The organism is Saccharopolyspora aridisoli (assembly GCF_004348445.1).
In the GTDB taxonomy this organism is placed as follows: Bacteria; Actinomycetota; Actinomycetes; order Mycobacteriales; family Pseudonocardiaceae; genus Saccharopolyspora; species Saccharopolyspora aridisoli.
Window position 1 is genome coordinate 116265 of the sequence record NZ_SMKV01000012.1, and the last position, 19409, is coordinate 135673.

The 19409-nt window shown below is 73.6% G+C and carries 10 protein-coding genes; 8 read left to right on the top strand and 2 right to left on the bottom strand.

The genetic code is table 11. The features are described from left to right. Positions 1 to 504 precede the first annotated feature (504 nt). Positions 505 to 9081 carry a non-ribosomal peptide synthetase gene (locus E1161_RS12290; protein WP_132622766.1) on the top strand — a complete coding sequence of 2859 codons (8577 nt, stop codon included), beginning with the start codon at positions 505 to 507 and terminating at the stop codon, positions 9079 to 9081. Continuing rightward, a complete protein-coding gene (locus E1161_RS12295) occupies positions 9074 to 12814 on the top strand; it encodes a type I polyketide synthase (RefSeq protein ID WP_132622768.1) in 3741 nt (1246 codons plus the stop codon). Before E1161_RS12290 ends, E1161_RS12295 begins: the two co-directional genes overlap by 8 nt. 230 nt (positions 12815 to 13044) lie before the next feature. On the opposite strand, the gene E1161_RS12300 is transcribed toward E1161_RS12295, so the two are convergent. Both E1161_RS12300 and E1161_RS12305 read right to left on the bottom strand, forming a co-directional pair. Next, entirely contained in the window at positions 13045 to 14520 is a 1476-nt protein-coding gene (locus tag E1161_RS12300; protein ID WP_132622868.1) for a class I adenylate-forming enzyme family protein, read from the bottom strand. After that, on the bottom strand, positions 14520 to 14762 hold the full coding sequence (locus tag E1161_RS12305; protein ID WP_132622770.1) for an acyl carrier protein: 243 nt from the start codon (positions 14760 to 14762) through the stop codon (positions 14520 to 14522). Before E1161_RS12305 ends, E1161_RS12300 begins: the two co-directional genes overlap by 1 nt. 234 nt (positions 14763 to 14996) lie before the next feature. Between E1161_RS12305 and paaA the strand changes: the two genes are divergently transcribed. Genes paaA through E1161_RS12335 form a run of 6 tightly spaced genes read left to right on the top strand, consistent with a single transcriptional unit; the run spans position 14997 to position 19369 of the window. Beyond that, the gene (gene paaA / locus E1161_RS12310) at positions 14997 to 15989 is read left to right on the top strand and encodes a 1,2-phenylacetyl-CoA epoxidase subunit PaaA (RefSeq protein ID WP_235874974.1); all 993 of its coding nucleotides are present in this window, start codon (positions 14997 to 14999) and stop codon (positions 15987 to 15989) included. After that, positions 15986 to 16273 (top strand): 1,2-phenylacetyl-CoA epoxidase subunit PaaB, encoded by a 288-nt coding sequence (gene paaB, locus E1161_RS12315; RefSeq protein ID WP_132622774.1) that lies wholly within the window; start codon positions 15986 to 15988, stop codon positions 16271 to 16273. The genes paaA and paaB overlap by 4 nt, the downstream gene beginning before the upstream one ends. Further along, positions 16266 to 17030, top strand: a complete 765-nt coding sequence (gene paaC, locus E1161_RS12320) for a 1,2-phenylacetyl-CoA epoxidase subunit PaaC (protein ID WP_132622776.1) — start codon at positions 16266 to 16268, stop codon at positions 17028 to 17030. The genes paaB and paaC overlap by 8 nt, the downstream gene beginning before the upstream one ends. Beyond that, entirely contained in the window at positions 17027 to 17509 is a 483-nt protein-coding gene (paaD, locus tag E1161_RS12325) for a 1,2-phenylacetyl-CoA epoxidase subunit PaaD (protein WP_235874975.1), read from the top strand. Before paaC ends, paaD begins: the two co-directional genes overlap by 4 nt. A gap of 10 nt (positions 17510 to 17519) precedes the next feature. Continuing rightward, the gene (locus tag E1161_RS12330) at positions 17520 to 18575 is read left to right on the top strand and encodes a 2Fe-2S iron-sulfur cluster-binding protein (protein WP_132622778.1); all 1056 of its coding nucleotides are present in this window, start codon (positions 17520 to 17522) and stop codon (positions 18573 to 18575) included. Between the two features lie 23 nt (positions 18576 to 18598). After that, complete coding sequence (locus E1161_RS12335; RefSeq protein WP_132622780.1) at positions 18599 to 19369, top strand: SDR family oxidoreductase; 771 nt, start codon at positions 18599 to 18601, stop codon at positions 19367 to 19369. Positions 19370 to 19409 lie beyond the last annotated feature (40 nt).

The window sequence follows — 19409 nt, forward strand, 5'->3', positions numbered from 1 at the left end:
TCCCCAGGAACGCGCTCGCACCGAACCTACGGGAGGCATGGCGCAGGTCACCCAGACCGCACGGCGAATTCACCGTCACAGCTGCGCACAACGGCTTTCACGGCCGTGGTGCGCACCCGCGCGGCCTCCGGCCGCTCCGCGTCCTGGCGGTTCCGCGGGGAGTGCGGATGGCTCGATCACTGCGCCCGGGCGAAATGGCGACCACAAATCTAGGTGTTCCTCTAGAACGGATGTTGCTCCCGCTACCTCCGGTCTTGACCGGCCGAGTCGCGCTCGGGCAAGGTTCTCGACGCAACGGAGATCCCGCGAATGCCATCGCGATTCCCGCCGAACGCGCGAACGCATTTCCCCGCCCATTCCACCCCGGATTTCCCGGCGCTTCCCGCGCCGCACGTCCGGGGTGGTCGGGCGCGCGCGAAACAGTGCGCCCGCGACCGGTCGACCGGGCGCGTGAGCGGGTGCCGTGGTCCGTGTGAACACCGCTCGCCGCTGAAGGTTGGTGCCATGTCAGTCCGCCGGGACGATCGTCGACCGCTGTCCGGGGCTCAGGAAGGTCTTTGGTTCGCCCAACGCCTCGCGCCGGGCAGCGCCGCCTACAACACCGGTGAGCACGTGGAGGTCCACGGGCCGGTCGACGCGGAGCTCTTCGAGACCGCGCTGCGCCGGACCGTGGCCGAGGTCGACACCTTCGCGCTGCGCTTCCTCGACACCCCGGACGGGCCGCGGTGCGACTTGGGCGCCGGGGACGACTGGCCGCTGCACCGGCTGGACTTCCGCGACGCCGCCGATGCGAAGGCCGCGGCCGAGGCGTGGATTCACCGCGACCTGGCCACGCCGGTGGACTTCGAGGCGGGGCCGCTGTTCTCGCACGCGCTGCTGACGCTGGGCGCCGAGCACCACATCTGGTTCCTGCGCGCGCACCACGTCCTGCTGGACGGCTACAGCTACAAGATGGTCGCGCGGCGGCTGGCCGACACCTACACCGCGCTGGCCGCCGGGGAGGAACCGGCGCCGGCGCGCTTCGAATCGGTGCTGCGGTTGCAGGAGGACGAAGCCGCCTACCTGTCCTCCGAGCGGTGCGCGCGCGACCGCGCGCACTGGGTCGAGCAGCTGGCCGAACTCCCCGAGCCGACGCGTCTGGCCGACCGCACCGCCGCACCGGTCGCGCCGTTCCTGCGCCGCACCACCGACCTGCCCCCGGCCGATGCCGAGGTGCTGTCCGCGGCGGCCGCCCGGCTCGGGGTCGCGCGCACGGACCTGCTGGTCACCGCGATCGCCGCCTACCTGCACCGGATGACCGGCGCCGAGGACCTGGTGCTCGGGCTGGCCACGATGAGCCGGTTGGGAAGCGCGGCGCTGCGCACCCCGGGCACCGCCTCGGACGTCCTGCCGCTGCGGATCGAGGCCGCACCAGAGACGCCGGTCGGCAAGCTCGCCGGAGCGGTCGCCGACGAGCTGCGGGCGCTGCGGCGTCACCAGCAGTACCGGGGTGAGTTCCTGCGCCGCGACCTCGGGCTGCTCGGCGGCGGGCGGCAGCTGCACGGACCGGTCGTGAACGTCGTGCCCTTCAGCGAGGACCTGATGTTCGCGGGCAGCCCGTCCACCTCGCACCACCTGTCCGGCGGGGCGGTCGAGGACCTGCAGATCTCGATCCGGCCCGGAGCCGACCCGGACGGGCTGTGGATCGCCTTCGACGCCAACCCCGAGCTCTACGGCGAAACCGAGCTCAGCGCGCACCTGGACCGGTTCCTGCTGGTGCTGCGGCAGTTCACCGAAGCCGATGCGGAACTGCCGGTCGGCGCAGCGAACCTGCTGCTTCCGGGCGAGGAACCGCAGGACGCCGTCGCGCCGGAGCACTCGGTGACCACGACGCTGGCCCGCCGCTTCGAGGAGCAGGCTGCGCTGGTCCCCGACCGCATCGCGGTGTCCTTCGTGGACGAATCGGTGACCTACGCTGATCTCGACGCCGAGGCCAACCGGCTGGCCAGGCTGCTGGTCGAGCGCGGCGCCGGACCTGGCGGCACGGTGGCGCTGGCGCTGCCGCGCGGGATCCGGCTGATCACGGCACTGCTGGCGGTGCTCAAGACGGGCGCGGCCTACCTCCCGCTCGACGTGCGGCACCCCGCTGAGCGGCTGCGGCTGGTCACCGACGACGTGGGTCCGATCGCGCTGGTCACCGACTCCGAGCACGCCGGCTCGCTGCCCGGTTCGACGGCCGGGGCCGTGGTGCTCGACGACCCCGCCACCGGACGCGACCTCGCCGGGCGCGCGACCGGTGCGCTCACCGACGCCGAGCGGACCGGGCCGACCGGGCCGGAGGACATCGCCTACGTCATCCACACCTCCGGCTCCACCGGCCGCCCCAAGGGCGTGCCGGTGCCCAACGCCAACGTGCTGCGGCTCTTCGAAGCCGCCGCCGAGCACTTCGACTTCGGCGACGACGACGTGTGGACGCTGTTCCACTCCTACGCCTTCGACTTCGCGGTCTGGGAGCTGTGGGGACCGCTGCTGAGCGGCGGGCGGCTGGTCGTGGTGCCGCACGCGGTGACCCGCTCGCCTCGGGAGTTCCTGGACCTGCTGGCCGCCGAGGGCGTGACCGTGCTCAACCAGACGCCTTCGGCGTTCGAACAGCTGGTGCAGATCGACGACGGGCGTCAGCTGGCGCTGCGGTACGTGGTCTTCGGCGGGGAGGCGCTGCACCCGGACCGGCTGCGCCCGTGGGCCGAACGTCGCGGCCTCGACTCACCCGAGCTGGTCAACATGTACGGCATCACCGAGACGACGGTGCACGTCACGCACCACCGCACGACCTGGGCCGAGCTGGACGATCCGCGGCGGGCCAGCGTCATCGGCCGCCCGCTGGCCGACCTGCGGGTGCACGTGCTCGACGCGTCGGGACGCCCGGTGCCGCCGGGCGTGGTCGGCGAGATGCACGTGTCCGGCCCCGGGGTGGCGCCGGGCTACCTGAACCGGCCGGAGCTGACCGAGGAGCGGTTCGTGCCCGACCCGTTCGGGCGGCCTGGAACCCGCATGTACCGCACCGGTGATCTGGCGCGGCGGCGCCGTGACGGCGTGCTGGAGTACGTCGGGCGCGCCGACCAGCAGGTCAAGATCCGCGGTTTCCGCATCGAGCCCGGCGAGGTCGAGGCGGTGCTCGCCGGGCACCCGGCGGTCGCGCGGGCGGCGGTGGTGGTCCGGCGCGCCGGCGACGGGCAGCCGCAGCTGGTCGGCTACGCGGTGCCCACCCAGGAGCGGCCCGAGGCAGGCGAGCTGCTGGCGCACCTGGCCGCGCGGCTGCCCGAGCACATGGTTCCGGCGGCCTGCGTGCTCGTGGACGAATTCCCGCTGACCGCCAACGGGAAGCTCGACACCGCCGCGCTGCCGGAACCTGATTTCGCCGCCGCGGCAGGGGGGATCCCACCGAGCACCCCGGAGCAGGCCCTGGTGTGCCGGTTGTTCGCGGAGGTGCTCGGGCTTCCCGAGGTCGGTGCCCAGGACGACTTCTTCGCCCTGGGCGGGCATTCCCTGCTGGCGACCCGGTTGCTGGCCCGGTTGCGCTCTGAGACGGGCGCGGAGGTCCCGATCTCCGAGCTGTTCGACGCACCCCGGCCGGCCGCCCTGGCCGCGTGGGTCGGGGGAGCGACCGGTGCACGGCTGCCCGCGCTGACGGCCGTCGAGCGCCCGGAACGAATTCCACTGTCGTTCGCGCAGGAGCGCATGTGGTTCCTCGACCGGCTCGGCGACACCGCGACGTACAACATCCCGCTCGTGGTGCGGCTGCGTCACGAGGTCGCCGTCGAGGCCCTGCGGGCCGCGCTCGCCGACGTCACCGACAGGCACGAGAGCCTGCGCACGGTCTTCGCCCCCGACGAGACAGGGGTGCACCAGCGCGTGCTGGCGCCGGGCGTGCTGCGGCCCGAGCTGCGGGTGGTGGACTGCCCGGCCGACGAGGTCGACGCCCAGGTCGTCGCCGCGGCCCGTCACCACTTCGACCTGACCCGGGAAAGCGCGTTGCGGGCAGGGCTGTTCGGCACCGGCGGCGAGCGGACGCTGCTGCTCCTGCTGCACCACAGCGCCGCCGACGGCTGGTCGCTGCGGCCGCTGGCCGACGACCTGAGCGCGGCCTACCGGGCGCGGGCGGCGGGCGCGGCGCCCGAGTTCGCGGCGCTTCCGGTGCAGCACGCCGACCACGCGATCTGGCAGCGACAGCTGCTCGCGCCCGGCGCGGGCCGGATCGAGCAGCTCACCGAGTTCTGGGGGGCCGCACTGGCCGGGCTGCCCGCCGAGAGCTCCCCTCCCACCGACCGTCCCCGCCCCGGCACCAGCGCGGGCGAGGGCGCGAGCACGACCTCCGCGGTGGACTCCCAGTTGCACGGCCGGTTGCTGGAGCTGGCCGAATCCACCGACACCAGCCTGTTCATGGTGCTGCACGCGGCGGTGAGCGCCCTGCTGACCCGATGGGGAGCCGGAGAGGACGTGGTCCTGGGGACCCCGGTCGCCGGTCGCGCCGACCCGGCGCTCGACGACGTGATCGGGCTGCTGACCAACACGCTGGTGCTGCGGGCGGACACCGGTGGCGATCCCGCGTTCCGCGCGCTGCTGGCGCGGGCGCGGGCGTTCGACCTGGAGGCGCTGGACCACCAGGACATGCCGTTCGACCGCCTGGTGGAGGAGCTCAACCCCGCCCGGCACCCGTCCCGGCACCCGCTGTTCCAGGTGATGCTGGCGCTGCAGAACAACGACAGCGCGGTGCTGGAGCTCGGCGCGGACCGCGCGGCGCTGCGGCCCACCTCGACCGGCACCGCCAAGTTCGACCTGTTCGTCGACGTGCTGGAGCGCTACGACGACCGGCAGGTGCCGGACGGGCTGGAGGTGCACGTCGAGTACGCCACCGACCTCTACGAGCCCGCCACCGCGGAGGAGTTCGCCCGCGCGCTGCGGGAGGTGCTGGAATCCGCCTGCGCCGACCCCGACGCGCCGATCAGCGCGCTCACCGCTCGCGACCGACCGGTTGTGGCCCCGGGCAGGAACTCCACCGCCGCGACGGCCGTGGAGCGCGCCGCCCTGGCGGTGCCCGGCATCCGCGACGCGGTGGTGCTCACGGGCGAAGAGCTCGCGGTGCACGTGGTGCCGGACCGAGCGGGCGCGGTCGAGCAGGTGGAACGCGCCCTCGCCGGTGCCGCCCGGGTCGTCGCGGTCAGCGACCTGCCCCGCCACCCGGACGGTGCGGTGGACACCGGTGCGCTGCGCGCGCTGCCGCCGGTCGACCAGCGGGCAGCGCGAGAGTGGCAGCGGCGGTTGGCCACCGTTCCCGGAGTCCGCGACGCCGAGGCGCGGCTGGAGGACGTCCCTGCCGAGCTGGAACGCCGCCACGTCGGAGTTCCGCGCGAGAGTTCACCGCAGGTCGCCGAGATCGCTCCCGGATCCCGGCCGAGCACCGTCCCGGCGCTGTCCGAGGGACGCAGCCTGCCCGAACCGTCCGTGCCGGACTGGGCCTCCGCGCTCACCCGCGCGGCAACGCACCCGGACGGCGAGATCGTGCACGTCCGCCCGGACGGCACCGAAGCCCGCACCAGCTACGCCGACCTCCTCGTCGAGGCCTCCCGGGTGCTCTCGGGTCTGCGCGGCGCCGGTCTGCGGCCCGGCGACCAGGTGATCCTGCAGTGCGACGACACCGAGGACTTCGTGGCCGTGCTGTGGGGCTGCGTCCTGGGCGGGTTCGTGGCCGTGCCGCTGACCGTGCCCGGTTCGTACGCCACCGGTTCGGCGGCGCTGGCCAAGCTCGCCGGCATCTGGCGGCTGCTGGGTCGCCCGCTGATCGCGGCCTCACCGGGCAACGCGGCCGGGATCCGCGAGCTCGCCGCCCGGGAGCAGTGGCCGAACCTGCGGCTGGCCACGGCCGATGAGCTGCGCGCGGGCCCTGAGGACCGCGACTGGTACGAGGCCGCACCGGACGACCTGCTCCTGCTGCTGATGACCTCCGGCAGCACCGGGCTGCCCAAGGCGGTGCGGCAGACCCACCGGGCGGTGCTGACCCGCTCGGCGGCGACCGAGGCGATGAACGCGCTGGGCCCCGACGACGTCTCGCTGAACTGGATCCCGCTGGACCACGTCACCGGCGTGGTGATGTTCCACCTCCGCGACGTCTACCTCGGCTGCCGCCAAGTGCACGCGCAGACCTCCTGGATCCTGGAGGAACCGCTGCGCTGGCCGGAGCTGCTCGACCGGCACCGCGTCACCGTCACCTGGGCCCCGAACTTCGCGTTCGGGCTGCTGGCCGAGCACGCAGACCGGTTCACCGGCCAGGACTGGGACCTCTCGCCGGTGCGGCTGGTGATGAACGCCGGCGAGGTGGTGGTGGCCGCGGCCGCCCGCCGGTTCCTGCACGCGCTGCGGCCGTTCGGGCTGCCGCAGCACGTGATGCACCCGGGTTGGGGCATGTCCGAGACCTGCTCCGTGGTCACCGACTTCGAGCTGCCCGGCGAGGTCCCCGACCACGACGAGTCGTTCGTCAGCTGCGGCCTGCCCTACCCCGGCTTCGACATGCGGGTCGTCGACGAGCAGGACCGGCTGCTGGTCGAGGGCGAGGCGGGCCGGTTGCAGGTGCGCGGCACCTCGGTGACCGAGGGCTACCACGACAACGCGAAGGCCAACGCCGAGTCGTTCACCACCGACGGCTGGTTCGACACCGGTGACCTGGCGTTCCTGCGCGACGGCGAGCTGTTCATCACCGGCCGCGCCAAGGACGTCATCATCGTCAACGGCGTCAACCACTACAGCCACGAGATCGAGGCGTGCGTCGAGGAACTCCCCAGCGTGGTGCGGAGCTTCACCGCCGCCTGCGCGGTGCGCTCGGACCCCGCGGTGAGCACCGACGAGCTCGCGCTGTTCGTGCACCTGGCCACCGGGCAGGACGCGGCCACAGCGCTGCGCGAGATCGGCGGCAAGGTGACCCGCGAGATCGGGGTGAGCCCGACGTTCCTGATCCCCGTGGTCCCGGAGGAGATCCCGAAGACCGAGATCGGCAAGATCCAGCGCACCAAGCTGCGCAAGAGCTTCGAGGCCGGTGAGTTCGACGCGGCGGTGCGCGAATCACAGCTGCTGCTGGGCACGGCGGCCACGGTGCCGGACTGGTTCCTGCGTCCGGTGTGGCAGCGCGCCGAGCCCGTCCACCGCGCCGGCACCGCCCGGCACGCACTCCTGTTCGCGGGTGCGGACCCGGACCTGGCCGAGCGCCTCGCGGGGCGACTGCGGTCCGAAGGGGGCCTGTGCACGGTCGTCACCTCGGGCGCGGAGTTCGAGCGCGTGGACGCGGCGACCTACCGGATCCGGCCCGACGAGCAGGACCACGCCGCGCTGCTGGCAGCACTGGCCGACGACGGGCGGGAACCCGACACGGTCCTGCACCTGGCGGCGATGGAGCCCGGTGAGCAGCCGTGGGGCGGTGGCGCGGAATCGCTGCTGGTCGTCGCCCGCGCGCTGGCGGATCGGCCAGGCCGGCCGAAGCCGATGAAGCTGCTGTTCGTGACCGCCGGGGCGCAGGCCGTCGCCGACGACGAGCTGCCCTCGCCCACCCACGCCGCGGCCGGTGCGCTGCTGAAGTCGCTGCGGGAGGAACTGCCGTGGCTGCGGGGCGTGCACCTCGACCTCGCCGCTGGCGAGGACCCGCTGGAGGCGATCCTCGCCGAGGCGGCCGGGCATCCCGCCGACGCCGAGGTCGCGGTCCGAAGTGGACAGCGGTTCGCGCGCGGGCTCGCCCCGCTGCCGGAGCACCCCGACCCCGCCGAACCAGCGCAGCAGGCAGGTTTCCAGCTGATCAGCGGTGGGTTGGGCGGTGTCGGCGGCGACCTGGCCGCACACCTGCTCAAGACGCCGGGAGCCCGGCTGCTGGTCCTCGGCCGCACGCCGCTGCCCGAGGAGCGCTCCTGGCAGCGGCACCTCGACGAGGGCGGTGCGGTCGCGGACCGGATCGCGGTGCTGCGACGGCTCCAGCAGCTCGGCGAGGTGCGCTACGCGGCCGCAGACGTCACCGACCCCGCGCAGGTCCGGTCCGCGGTGGACGGCGCCGCGGCGGAGTGGCAGCTGCCGCTGACCGGGGTGCTGCACCTGGCGGGCGGCTTCGACCAGCGACCCGTGCAGGAGCTCTCCGCCGCCGACTGGCGGGACGCGCTGGCGGCGAAGGTGCTCGGAGCCTGGACGCTGCACCAGGTCGCCGCAGAGCACCCGGTGACCTCGTTCATCGCGTTCTCCTCGGTGAACGGGCACTTCGGCGGCGCGATGAACGCCGCCTACTCGGCGGCCAACGCGTTCCTCGACGCCCTGGCCGTGCACCGGCGGCGCAGCGGCCTGCCCGGGCAGAGCCTGGCCTGGAGCATGTGGCGGGAGCGCGGGATGAGCCGCGGCTACCAGCACACCGCGCTCACCGAGGTCCGCGGCTACCGGGTGCTGGACACGGCGATGGCGCTGCGGTCGTTCGATTTCGCCCGCGGGCTCGCCGAACCGCACGTGCTCATCGGCGCCGACCGCACCGCGCCGTGGGTGCGCAGCCACGTGCGCGCGCCCGTGCGGCAGCTGCGGCGACTGGCCGGGCGGGTCGGGTTGGAGGACGGCGCGGACCTCGGCGAGCTGCACGCCGCCGCGGCGGCCGGGGCCGAGCCCGGCACGTGGGTGCTGCGCTCGGCCGGGACGTCGGCCCAGCAGCAGTCGGCGGGAGGCGACGACCTGCGGTGGCTCGAGGGCGAGCTGGCCGGGATCTGGAGCGGCGTGCTCGGACGCGACGAGGTGGGCCGCGACGAGAACTTCTTCGACCTCGGTGGCAATTCGCTGCTGCTGGTCACCGCGCAGACCGCGATCAACAAGGCGCTCGGCTGCGAACTCGGCGTGGTCGACCTGTTCGCCCACCCCACGGTGCGGGCGCTGGCCCGGCACCTGGCCGAGCAGGGCACCGCGGCCACCGCCGCGCCCGAACCCGACCAGCAGGCCGGACCGAGCGGCCTGGACCTGGCCAAGCAACGTGCACAGCGGCAGCGGGACGCGCGCAGCGCCCGCCGCCGGGAGCGGAAGGACCGCGGCAATGGATGACACCACGCCGGAGGAGGTCTCGGCCGTCGCCGTGATCGGCATGGCGGCTCGCCTCCCCGGAGCGTCCGATGTGGACGAGTTCTGGGCGAACCTCGCCGCCGGTCGGGAATCCGTGCGCACCATCAGCGACGAGGATTTCCTGGCAGCGGGCGGTGATCCGCGCGACCTGGACGATCCCGCGCTGGTCCGCATGGCGTCCACGGTGGACGACATGGACCGGTTCGACTCGGGCTTCTTCGGCTACAGCCCCGCGGAGGCCGCCGTCGTCGACCCGCAGCAGCGGTTGCTGCTGGAGACAGCCCACCACGCGCTCGAGGACGCGGGCCGTCCGGACGAGGCCGCAACGTCCACCACCGGTGTGTACGCCGGGGCGAGCGACAGCCGCTACTACCCCGCGCACGTCCACCCGCGCTTCGCCGGGCAGCCGGGCAGCGTGGAGCTGGTGCACTCGGCCACCGCGAACTCGCTGGGCACGCTGGCCACCCGGATCTCCTACGAGCTCGGGCTGACCGGACCGAGCGTGTCGCTGCAAACCGCCTGCTCCACCGCGCTGGTCGCGGTGCACACCGCCTGCCAGGACCTGCTCGAGTTCCGCTGCGACACCGCGCTGGCCGGGGCGGCCTCGCTGAACCCGTCGGCGCAGCTGGGCTACCGGCACGTCCCCGGCGGGCCGTTCTCGCCCGACGGGCACTGCCGCGCGTTCGCCGCCGACGCGGCGGGCACCTCCTCCGGCGACGGGGTGGGCGTCGTGGTGCTCAAGCGACTGGAAGACGCGCTGGAGGACGGCGACCGCATCCGGGCCGTCATCCGCGGCACGGCCATCAACAACGACGGCCGCCGCAAGGTCGGCTTCACCGCCCCCAGCACGGCCGGGCAGACCGAGGTCATCCTCGCCGCGCAGGCCCAGGCCGACGTCGGCGCGGGCACCATCGGGCTCGTCGAATCGCACGGCACCGCCACCCGCATGGGCGATCCCATCGAGGTCTCCGCGCTCACCGACGCGTTCCGGGAGTCCACCGCCGACACCGGGTTCTGCGCGCTCGGCTCGGTCAAGACCAACATCGGGCACCTCGGCGCCGCCGCCGGGATCGCCGGGTTCATCAAGGCCGTGCTCGCCCTGGAACACCGGGAGATCCCGCCGAACCTGCACTTCGACGAGCCCAACCCGCTGATCGACTTCCCGTCCGGCCCGTTCCGGGTGCCGACCGCGCTGGAGCCCTGGCCGGCGGCCGAGCACCCCCGGCGCGCGGCGGTGAGCGCCTTCGGCATCGGCGGCACCAACGCGCACGTGATCCTCGAAGAAGCACCGCCGCAGCCCGACGTCCCGCGTCCGGCCGAGGGCGATCAGCGCCAGGTGCTGCCGCTGTCGGCGCGCACCGCCGGGGCGGTCCGCGGCCAGGCCGGGGCGCTGGCGCGGCACCTGGAGACCCACCCGGACCTGAGGCTCGACGACGTGGCGCACTCACTGCGCGTCGACCGCCCGGCGTGGCCGCACCGGCTCGCGGTCAGCGCCTCCAACACCGAGGAGGCCGTCGCCGCGCTGCGGGCCACCGGACCGGCCGGTCCCGCGGTCGGTGAGGAACCGCCGCGGGTCGCGTTCCTGCTGCCCGGTGGCGGCACCCAGTACGTCGGCATGGGCGCCGAGCTCTACCGCGACGACGACGTCTACCGGGACGCGATCGACCGCTGCGCGGCGATCCTGCGCCCGACGACCGGCGAGGACGTCCGCACCGCGCTGTTCGAGCACGCCGAACCGGGCAGCCCGGCGGCGCTGCTGGCCCTGGTGGTCACCGAATACGCGTTGGCCACCACGCTGATCGAGGCCGGAGTGGTGCCGGACGCGCTGATCGGGCACTCGCTCGGCGAGTACACGGCGGCCTGCCTGGCCGGGACGCTGGACCTGGCCGAGATGCTGCCGGTGGTGGCCGAGCGGATGCGGCTGATCGTCTCCTGCGGCGGCGCGACGATCGGGGTGGCCGCCTCGGCCGAGGTGGTGCGGCCGCTGCTGGACGACCGGCTGTCGCTGGCCGCGATCAACGGCCCGGACGCCTGCGCGGTCGCCGGGCAGGTGGACGCCGTGGCGCGGCTGGAGGACGAGCTGAACCGGCGGGAACTGCCGTTCCGCCGGCTTCGGGTCGCCGCCGCCGCGCACTCGCACGTGCTCGACCCGGTGGTGGACGCCTTCGCCGGGAACCTGCGCGCGTTGACACTGCGCCCGCCGCGGATCCCGTACGTCACCAACGTCACCGGCACCTGGGCAGGTGACGAGGTCACCGACGTGCAGCACTGGATCGACCACTTCCGCCGCACGGTCAACTTCGCCGACGGCGTCACCGCGCTGTGCGATGGCGAGCCGCCGGTTCTGGTCGAGATCGGCCCCGGCGACAGCCTCACCAGGCTCGCCCGGGCGCGGTTCCCGGACGCGCACGCGGTCACCACGATGCGGCACGCCAAAGCCGAGCGGCCCGACGGGCTGGTGCTCTCCGACGCCCTGGGACGGCTCTGGAGCGCCGGTGTCGACTCGGCGTTGCCCGAGGTCGCGGGAGATCCGCAGCGCGTGCGGCTGCCCGGCTACGCCTTCGAGCGGCACCGGCACTGGATCGACGCCCCCGGTGCCCGCACCAACGCCCCGCAACGGGCGGAACCGGCCGAGTCCGAGCTCACCCCGCGCCCGCACCTGGCCACTCCGCACCGCGCGCCGAGCACGGACCGCGAGCGCGCGGTGGCCCAGGTCTGGCAGCAGGCGCTGGGCATCGACGGGATCGGGCTGGACGACAACTTCTTCGACCTCGGCGGCGACTCCATGCGCGCGGTGCTGCTGGCAGGACGGCTGCGGCAGGCCGGGCTGCTGGACGTGCCCGCGGCGGCGCTGCTGGCCGCGCCCACGATCGCCGGAGCGCTGGCAGCCGACGGTCCGGGCTCGAGCGGTGGGCTGCGGCCCCTGCTGCCGCTGCGGGTCGAAGGCGGGGACACCCCGTTGTTCTGCGTGCACCCGGGCGCGGGGGTCGCGTGGCGCTACACGGGGCTGCTGCCGCACCTCGGCGCCGAACAGCCAGTCCACGGCATCCAGGCGTTCGGCCTCGACGGCACCCGGCCGCCCGCCGCCGATGCCGCGGAGATGACGCGGTCCTACGTGGACCTGGTCCGGGAGGTCCAGCCGCACGGCCCGTACCGGCTGCTGGGCTGGTCCTACGGCGGATTCGTGGCGCACGCGATGGCCTGCGCGCTGCGGGCCGACGGCGAGGAGGTCGAGCTGCTGGCCATGCTCGACACCCCGCCGCCGGAGCGGTTGCCCTGCACGCCGGAGGAGATCGAGCACCAGGTGGTCGGCTTGCTCAGCCGCGTGGCCGGTCTGCCTGTCCCCGACGGGGGTCCCGACGTGGCGGCCGTGCTGGACCGGATCGGCGAGCTGTCCACTGCGGACTCACGGTTGCCGGTGACGCAGGAGGAGGCGACCTCGATCGCCACCGTGATGCGCAACAGCTTGCGCATCGCCCCGCAGTTCGCACCGGGCACCTTCGACGGCGACGCCCTGTTCTTCACGGCCACCGCGGACGTTCCCGGCGAGACCGACGACTTCGCCCTCGCCCCCGACAAGGCTGCCCACTGGCGCCGCCACATCACCGGAGTCCTCCACGACCACCCGATCGCCTGCAACCACTACGAGATGACCGAACCCGCCCCGATCGCCGAGGTCGCCGAGGTCCTCGCGAAATTCCTCCACCAGCGGTGACGCGAAGAACGGGCGCCCGGCGGGAATCACCTCGCCGGGCGTTCCACCGTTGATGCGGCGCGAGCCGCTGTTCCGAGTGCGGGTTCAGCCGGCACCGCCGAAGGTTCTCAGCGGCGCTGTGGCGAGTACGCCGCGACGCCGTGCCTGGACATGCATCAGCAGTGGCGCACCGGGTCCACAGCGCCGCCCGAGTCCTGCCACCCGCACCGCCGAGCACCACGAAACAGCTCCTAGCCGCCGCGGAGCTGCTTCTTGAGGATCTTGCCCGCCGGATTGCGCGGGATGGCATCGGTGAACTCGATGCGGCGCGGGCGCTTGTAGGGCGCGAGGTTCTCCTTGAGGTGGCCCAGGAGTTCCGCTGCGGTGGCGCCCTCGGCGACGACGTGGGCCAGCGGAACTTCGCCGTAGTCGTCGTCCGACACGCCCACGACCGCGGCGTCCCGGACTGCCGGGTGGTCCATCAGCACCCGCTCGACTTCCGACGGGTAGACGTTCTGCCCCGCCCGGATGATCACGTCCTTGCTGCGGTCGACCAGGTGGATCCGCCCGTGCTCGTCGAGGAAACCGAGGTCGCCGGTGACGATCCAACCGTCCGAGGTGACCTCGCGGGTGGCCTCCGGGTCGTTCCAGTAGCCCTGCATGACGCCGGGGCCGCGGACCACGACCTCGCCGATCTCACCGGGCGGGAGCTCCGCGCCCCACTTGTCCACGGCGCGCGCGGACATGCCCGGGATGACCCGGCCGCACGGGATGCGGACGGTGACGTCGCCGGGTTCAGGGTGCTCGTCCGGGCCGAGGGTCACGAACGGGCCACCGACCTCGGTCATGCCGTACACCTGGCGGAACCCGCAGCCGAGCCGGCGCACCGCGTCGGTGTAGACGTCGATCGGCATGGGGGCCGCACCGTAGAGGATCTCCCGCAGCGACGAGAGGTCCGCGGTCTCGGCCGCCTTCGCCTGGAACATGAACCGCAGCATCTGCGGGACCAGCCACATGTGCGTGGCCCGGTGCTCCTCGACAGCGGCCAGGGCGCGCTGCGGCGTGAACCCGGGCAGCAGCACCAGCGTCGCGCCCGCCGCCATGTAGGTCAGCGAGACGACCATGCTGCCGTGGTACAGCGGGCAGCAGTTGACCAGCACGATGTCGTCGGTCGGCCGCGCCTGCACCAGCCACCCGAGAGCGATGGCGCGGAACGAGCCGCCGTCGACGGTCACGCCCTTCGCCCGGCCTGTCGTGGCCGAGGTGTGCAGCACCGCCACCGGGTCGGTGTCGAGCACCTCGGGCAGCCCGAACGGCTCAGCGGTGCTGCCGAGCTCGGCGAACTCCGGCTTGTCGAAGGCGATCCGAACGCGCACCGACGGCAGCTCGGTGTGCCGGTCCAGCAGCTCGGACTCGCCGAGCATCGCGACCGCGCCGACGCGCTCGATCATCTCTGCGGCTTCCGGGGCGGCGACGCTGTGGTTGAGCGGCACGAACAGCGCGCCGATGCGCGCGATCGCGAAGTAGCTCTCCAGCACTTCGATGCGGTCCTGGGACAGCACCACCACCCGATCCCCGCGCTGCACGCCCAGCTCGACCAGCCCGCGGGCCAGCTCGGCGGTGCGGTCGTGGAACTGCGCCCAGGTGGTGCTGCGGTGCTCGTCGACGAGCGCGGTGCGGTCCGGGAAGCACTGGCGGTTGCGCTCCGCCAGCTGGGTCAGCCACATCACGCGCCGCCGGTGGTGGCCGTGCGCTCGGCGACGAAGCGCTCGTAGTCGGCGATGGTGCGCAGCTGCTCCACGTCCTCAGCGGTGATCTCGACGCCCGTGCGCTGTTCGACGAGCAGCACGAGGCGCACCAGGTCGCCGGAGTCGATGCCGCTGGCGGCGAGGTCAACGTCGTCGCCGACGGAATCGGCGAACTCGGCGGTGCCGGTGAGTTCGACCAGCAACGTCCGGATGGTGCTCATGGCAACCTCTTTCGCTTTTCGACAACGGTGTGTCGTCCCACAAGAGGCGCGCGCGGGCGTTCGCACTCCCCGCGAACCCGGTGACGTTGTTCACGCGGCCGACGGGATAGCCGGCGTTGCCCCGGCACTCTTCTTCTCCGGTGGGATTTCGCGGCACAAGCCGTCGGGTGATCGCTTGAGGGAGTGATGCGGGGTGCGCAGGCGATGCGAGCGGACCGGTGCGGGCGGGAACACGTGAGCGCGCCGCAGTCCGAGGACGAGCTCAACGAGCGCTTCGAGGCGCTGCTGCGCGACGGCGCGTCGGTGGAGCCGCGCGACTGGGTCCCGGACGGCTACCGCCGGATGGTGCTGCGGCAGATCGCCCAGCACGCCCACTCCGAGATCATCGGCATGCAACCGGAGGGCGCGTGGCTGACCCGCGCCCCGTCGCTGCACCGCAAATCCGTGCTGCTGGCCAAGGTCCAGGACGAGGCGGGCCACGGCATGTACCTGTACTCGGCCGCCGAGACGCTGGGCACCGACCGCGACGAGCTGCTCGACGCGCTGCACAACGGCAGGCAGCGGTTCGCCGCGACCTTCAACCACCCGGCGCTGACCTGGGCCGACACCGGAGCGATCGCGTGGCTCACCGACGGTGCGGCGGTGATCAACCAGGCGCCGCTGTGCCACACCTCGTACGGGCCGTACGCGCGGGCGATGCGGCGGGTCTGCCAGGAGGAGACGTTCCACGTGCGGCAGGGCTACGACCAGTTGCGCGCGTTGTGCGCGGGCACTCCCGGGCAGCGCGAGATGGCCCAGGACGCGGTGAACCGCTGGTGGTTGCCCGCGGTGGCGCTGATGTTCGGCCCGCCGGACACGGTCGCCGGAGGTGCCGACGAGCGCACCGCGGCGATGGGCGCGGTGGTCTCCCGGCGTGCGATGGCGTGGGGCATCAAGCGGCACACCAACGACGAGCTGCGGCAGCGGTTCGTTGATCAGGTGGTGCCGCAGGCCGCCTCGCTGGGCCTGGAGCTGCCGGACCCGAACCTGCGCTGGAACGCCGAGCGCGGGCACTACGACTTCACCCCGATCACCTGGGAGGTGTACCGGGACGCGCTGGGCGACGACACGCACTCGGCGCGGCAGCGGATCGCCCACCGGGTCGCCGCGCACTCCGACGGCGCGTGGGTGCGGGAGGCGGTCGCCGCCTGCGCGACCCGCGAGGGGACCGCGGAGGCCGTGGCATGACCGGCGGAACGCCCTCGTGGGAGGTCTTCCTGCGCCCGCGCAGGGGTTTGGCGCACCAGCACGTCGGATCGGTGCGCGCGGCCGACCCGGACATGGCGCTCACGCGCGCCCGCGACCTCTACACGCGGCGCGGCGACCCGCTGTCGCTGTGGGTGGTGCCCTCGGCGTCGGTGCACGCCACCTCGCCCGACGAGCACGACGCGTTCTTCAGCAACGCCCGCCACAAGCCCTACCGGTATCCCGAGCAGTACCCGATGGCCGCCGAGGAGGGTGGTGATGCGTGAGCGGGTGACCGCCGACCTCGCCGAGCTGGCGTTGCGGCTCGGCGACGACGCGCTGGTGCTCGGGCAACGGCTGTGCCAGTGGATCACCCGAGCGCCGATGATCGAGGAGGACCTGGCGCTGTCCAACATCGCCCTCGACCTCATCGGCCACGCCCGAGCCCTGCTGTCCCGCAGCGGCGCGCTGGACGGCAGCGGGCGCGACGAGGACGACCTCGCGTTCAGCCGCACGGAGCGGCAGTTCCGCAACGCGCTGCTCGTGGAGCTGCCCAACGGGGACTTCGCGGTGACGATCGCTCGGCACCTGGTGTTCTCCCACTACGCGGTCCCGTTCTACGAGCGGTTGGCCGGGTGCGCGGACCCCGAGCTGGCCGCGTTCGCCGCGCGGGCGGCCGCTGAGATCGGCTCCCACCGCAGGCACGCCTCCGACTGGACGCTGCGGCTCGGCCTCGGCACCGCCGAGAGCGCGCGCCGGATGCAGGCCGGGCTGGACCGGATCTGGCCCCACGCGGCCGAACTCTTCGAGTCGGACCCGGTGGTGGACCGGCTGGTCGACGCCGGGCTGCACCCGCGCCCGGATCAAGTGCGCTCGGCCTGGCACGAGGGCGTCACCGACGTGCTCGCCCGCGCCGAGCTCACCGAGCCCGCGCCGGACTGGCACGCCACCGGCGGACGGGCCGGCCTGCACACCGAGGCGTTCGGTCCGCTGGTCGCCGAGCTGCAGTCGGTGCACCGCCAGCATCCGGGAGGCACGTGGTGACCGCCCGCGAGGACGTCGACCGGGTGCGTGCCCGGGTCGAAGCGCTCCCCGACCCCGAACTGCCTGTGATCACCCTCGGCGAGCTCGGGGTGATCCGGTCCGCGGGCACCGCGGGCGACGGGTGCGTGGAGGTCGGGTTCACCCCGACGTTCCTGGGCTGCCCGGCGATCCCGGCCATCACGGCGGCCATCGAGCAGGTGCTTCGCGACTGCGGCCACCCGGACGGCCGGGTGCGCCACGAGCTCACCCCGGCGTGGACGACCGAGATGATCACACCGGCCGGGCGGGAGAAGCTCGCCGCGCACGGCATCGCCCCGCCCGGTGGCCCGACCTCGCTCGGGTTGGGCCTGGGCACCCCCTGCCCGCACTGCGGCTCGCAGGACACCCGACCGCACAGCTCCTTCGGTCCGACGCGCTGCCAGTCGATGCTGCGCTGCGCGGAGTGCCGGGAGGTCTTCCCGTGCATCACGGCGACGTGAGGGGACTCCCATGAGCACGACCACCACCGCGGGCTGGTACCCGCTGGAAGTCACCCGGGTCGAGCACCTGACCGCCGAGGCCGTGGCCCTGTCCCTGCACGTGCCGTCGGAGCTGGCCGGGACGTTCGCGCACCGGCCGGGCCAGCACGTCGTGGTCCGGCACCGCAGCCCGGCCGGTGAGCTGCGGCGCAGCTACTCGGTGTGCCCGCCGCCCGGCGACCCGGCCGCGCTGCGGCTGGTGCTCAAGCCGGTCACGCCAGGCGGTTTCGGCGCCTACGCGAGCAGCGAACTGGCGGCGGGCGACCTCGTCGAGCTGTCGCCGCCCGCCGGGATGTTCGGGCTTGCGGCTGTGCGGGGCGCGCACCACGTGCTGATCGCCGGTGGCTGCGGGATCACACCGCTGGCTCCGATGGCCGCCGCCGCGCTGCGCGGTGACCCGGACTGCCGGGTGTCGTTGGTGCACTCCGCGCGCACGGCTGCCGACGCGCTGCTGGCCGACGAGATCGCGCTGCTCAAGGACGAGTTCGTGCAGCGCTTCGACGTGCTGCACGTGCTGACCCGCGAGCGCGGCGGCAGCGAGCTGTGCACCGGCCGGATCGACCCGCGGAAGCTGCGGCGGCTGCTGGAGCTGCTCGACGTCCGGCCGGGCGCGCAGTTCGCGCTGTGCGGCCCGCCCGGTCTGCTGGCCACCGCGCGCGAGGCGCTGGAGGGAACTCCGCCCGAGGACGTCCGCACCGAGCTGTTCACCTCCACCGCGACCGGACCCGCGCCGGAACCCGAGTCCCTGGCCAGCCGGATCAGCGCGACCCTCGGCGGCCGCACCAGCAGCGTGACCATGCTCCCGCAGGACCGGGTGGTGCTCGACGCGGTGCTGCGCCACCGCCCCGAAGTCCCCTACTCCTGCCGCGACGGCGTGTGCGGCAGCTGCCGGGCCAAGGTCCTCTCCGGTGAGGTCGCGCTCGGACAGCAGCACGCCCTGGACGCCGACGACCTGGCAGCCGGCTACACGCTCGCCTGCCGCGCCCGCCCGCGCACCGACGAGCTCGCGCTCGACTTCGACGCCTGACGCGCCCCATCGAGGAGACGACCGTGACCACCACCCCGCACCACGAAGGCCGCACCGCCCTGGTCACCGGCGGGAGCCGCGGCATCGGCCGGGCCATCAGCCGGCGCCTCGCCGCCGAAGGCGCTCTGGTCGCCGTGCACTACGGCCACGACCACGACGCCGCCGAGCGGACGGTCGAGGAGATCGTCACCGACGGCGGCCGCGCCTTCGCGGTGCACGCCGAGCTCGGCGTCCCGGGCGACGCCGATGCGCTGTGGGCGGAGTTCGACCACGGACTGGCCGCCCAGGACGCCGCACCCGGGCTCGACGTGCTGGTCAACAACGCCGGCATCACCCTGCCCCGCAGCATCGCGAACGTGACCGAGCAGGACTACGACCGGGTTTTCGCCATCAACACCCGGGCCCCGTTCTTCATCGTCCAACGTGGGTTGGAGCGGATCCGGGACGGCGGCGCCATCGTCAACGTCTCCTCGGTGACGACCCGCTTCGCCTATCCCGCGATCATCGCCTACACGATGAGCAAGGGGGCCATGGACACCTTCACCCTCGCCTTGGCCAAGGAGCTCGGTCCGCGCGGCATCACGGTCAACGCGGTCGCTCCGGGCTTCACCGAGACCGGGATCAACCCGACGTTGCGAAACCCGGAGATCCGCCGGAACTACTCGGCGGAGTCGGTGTTCGACCGGCTCGGGCAGCCCGAGGACATCGCAGCCGTGGTGTCGTTCGCGGCCGGCGGCGACGCCGGGTGGACCACCGGCCAGCGGATCGACGCCAGTGGCGGTGTCCGGATCTGACCGCGTTGCGCTCCGAGCCCGGAAGCTCGCCGAGAACCGC

Coding starts and splice junctions, on each gene's coding strand:
- E1161_RS12290 (WP_132622766.1), top strand. CDS start 505: ATGTCAGTCCGCCGGGACGATCGTCGACCGCTGTCCGGGGCTCAGGAA.
- E1161_RS12295 (WP_132622768.1), top strand. CDS start 9,074: ATGGATGACACCACGCCGGAGGAGGTCTCGGCCGTCGCCGTGATCGGC.
- E1161_RS12300 (WP_132622868.1), bottom strand. CDS start 14,520: ATGTGGCTGACCCAGCTGGCGGAGCGCAACCGCCAGTGCTTCCCGGAC.
- E1161_RS12305 (WP_132622770.1), bottom strand. CDS start 14,762: ATGAGCACCATCCGGACGTTGCTGGTCGAACTCACCGGCACCGCCGAG.
- paaB (WP_132622774.1), top strand. CDS start 15,986: ATGACCGGCGGAACGCCCTCGTGGGAGGTCTTCCTGCGCCCGCGCAGG.
- paaC (WP_132622776.1), top strand. CDS start 16,266: ATGCGTGAGCGGGTGACCGCCGACCTCGCCGAGCTGGCGTTGCGGCTC.
- E1161_RS12330 (WP_132622778.1), top strand. CDS start 17,520: ATGAGCACGACCACCACCGCGGGCTGGTACCCGCTGGAAGTCACCCGG.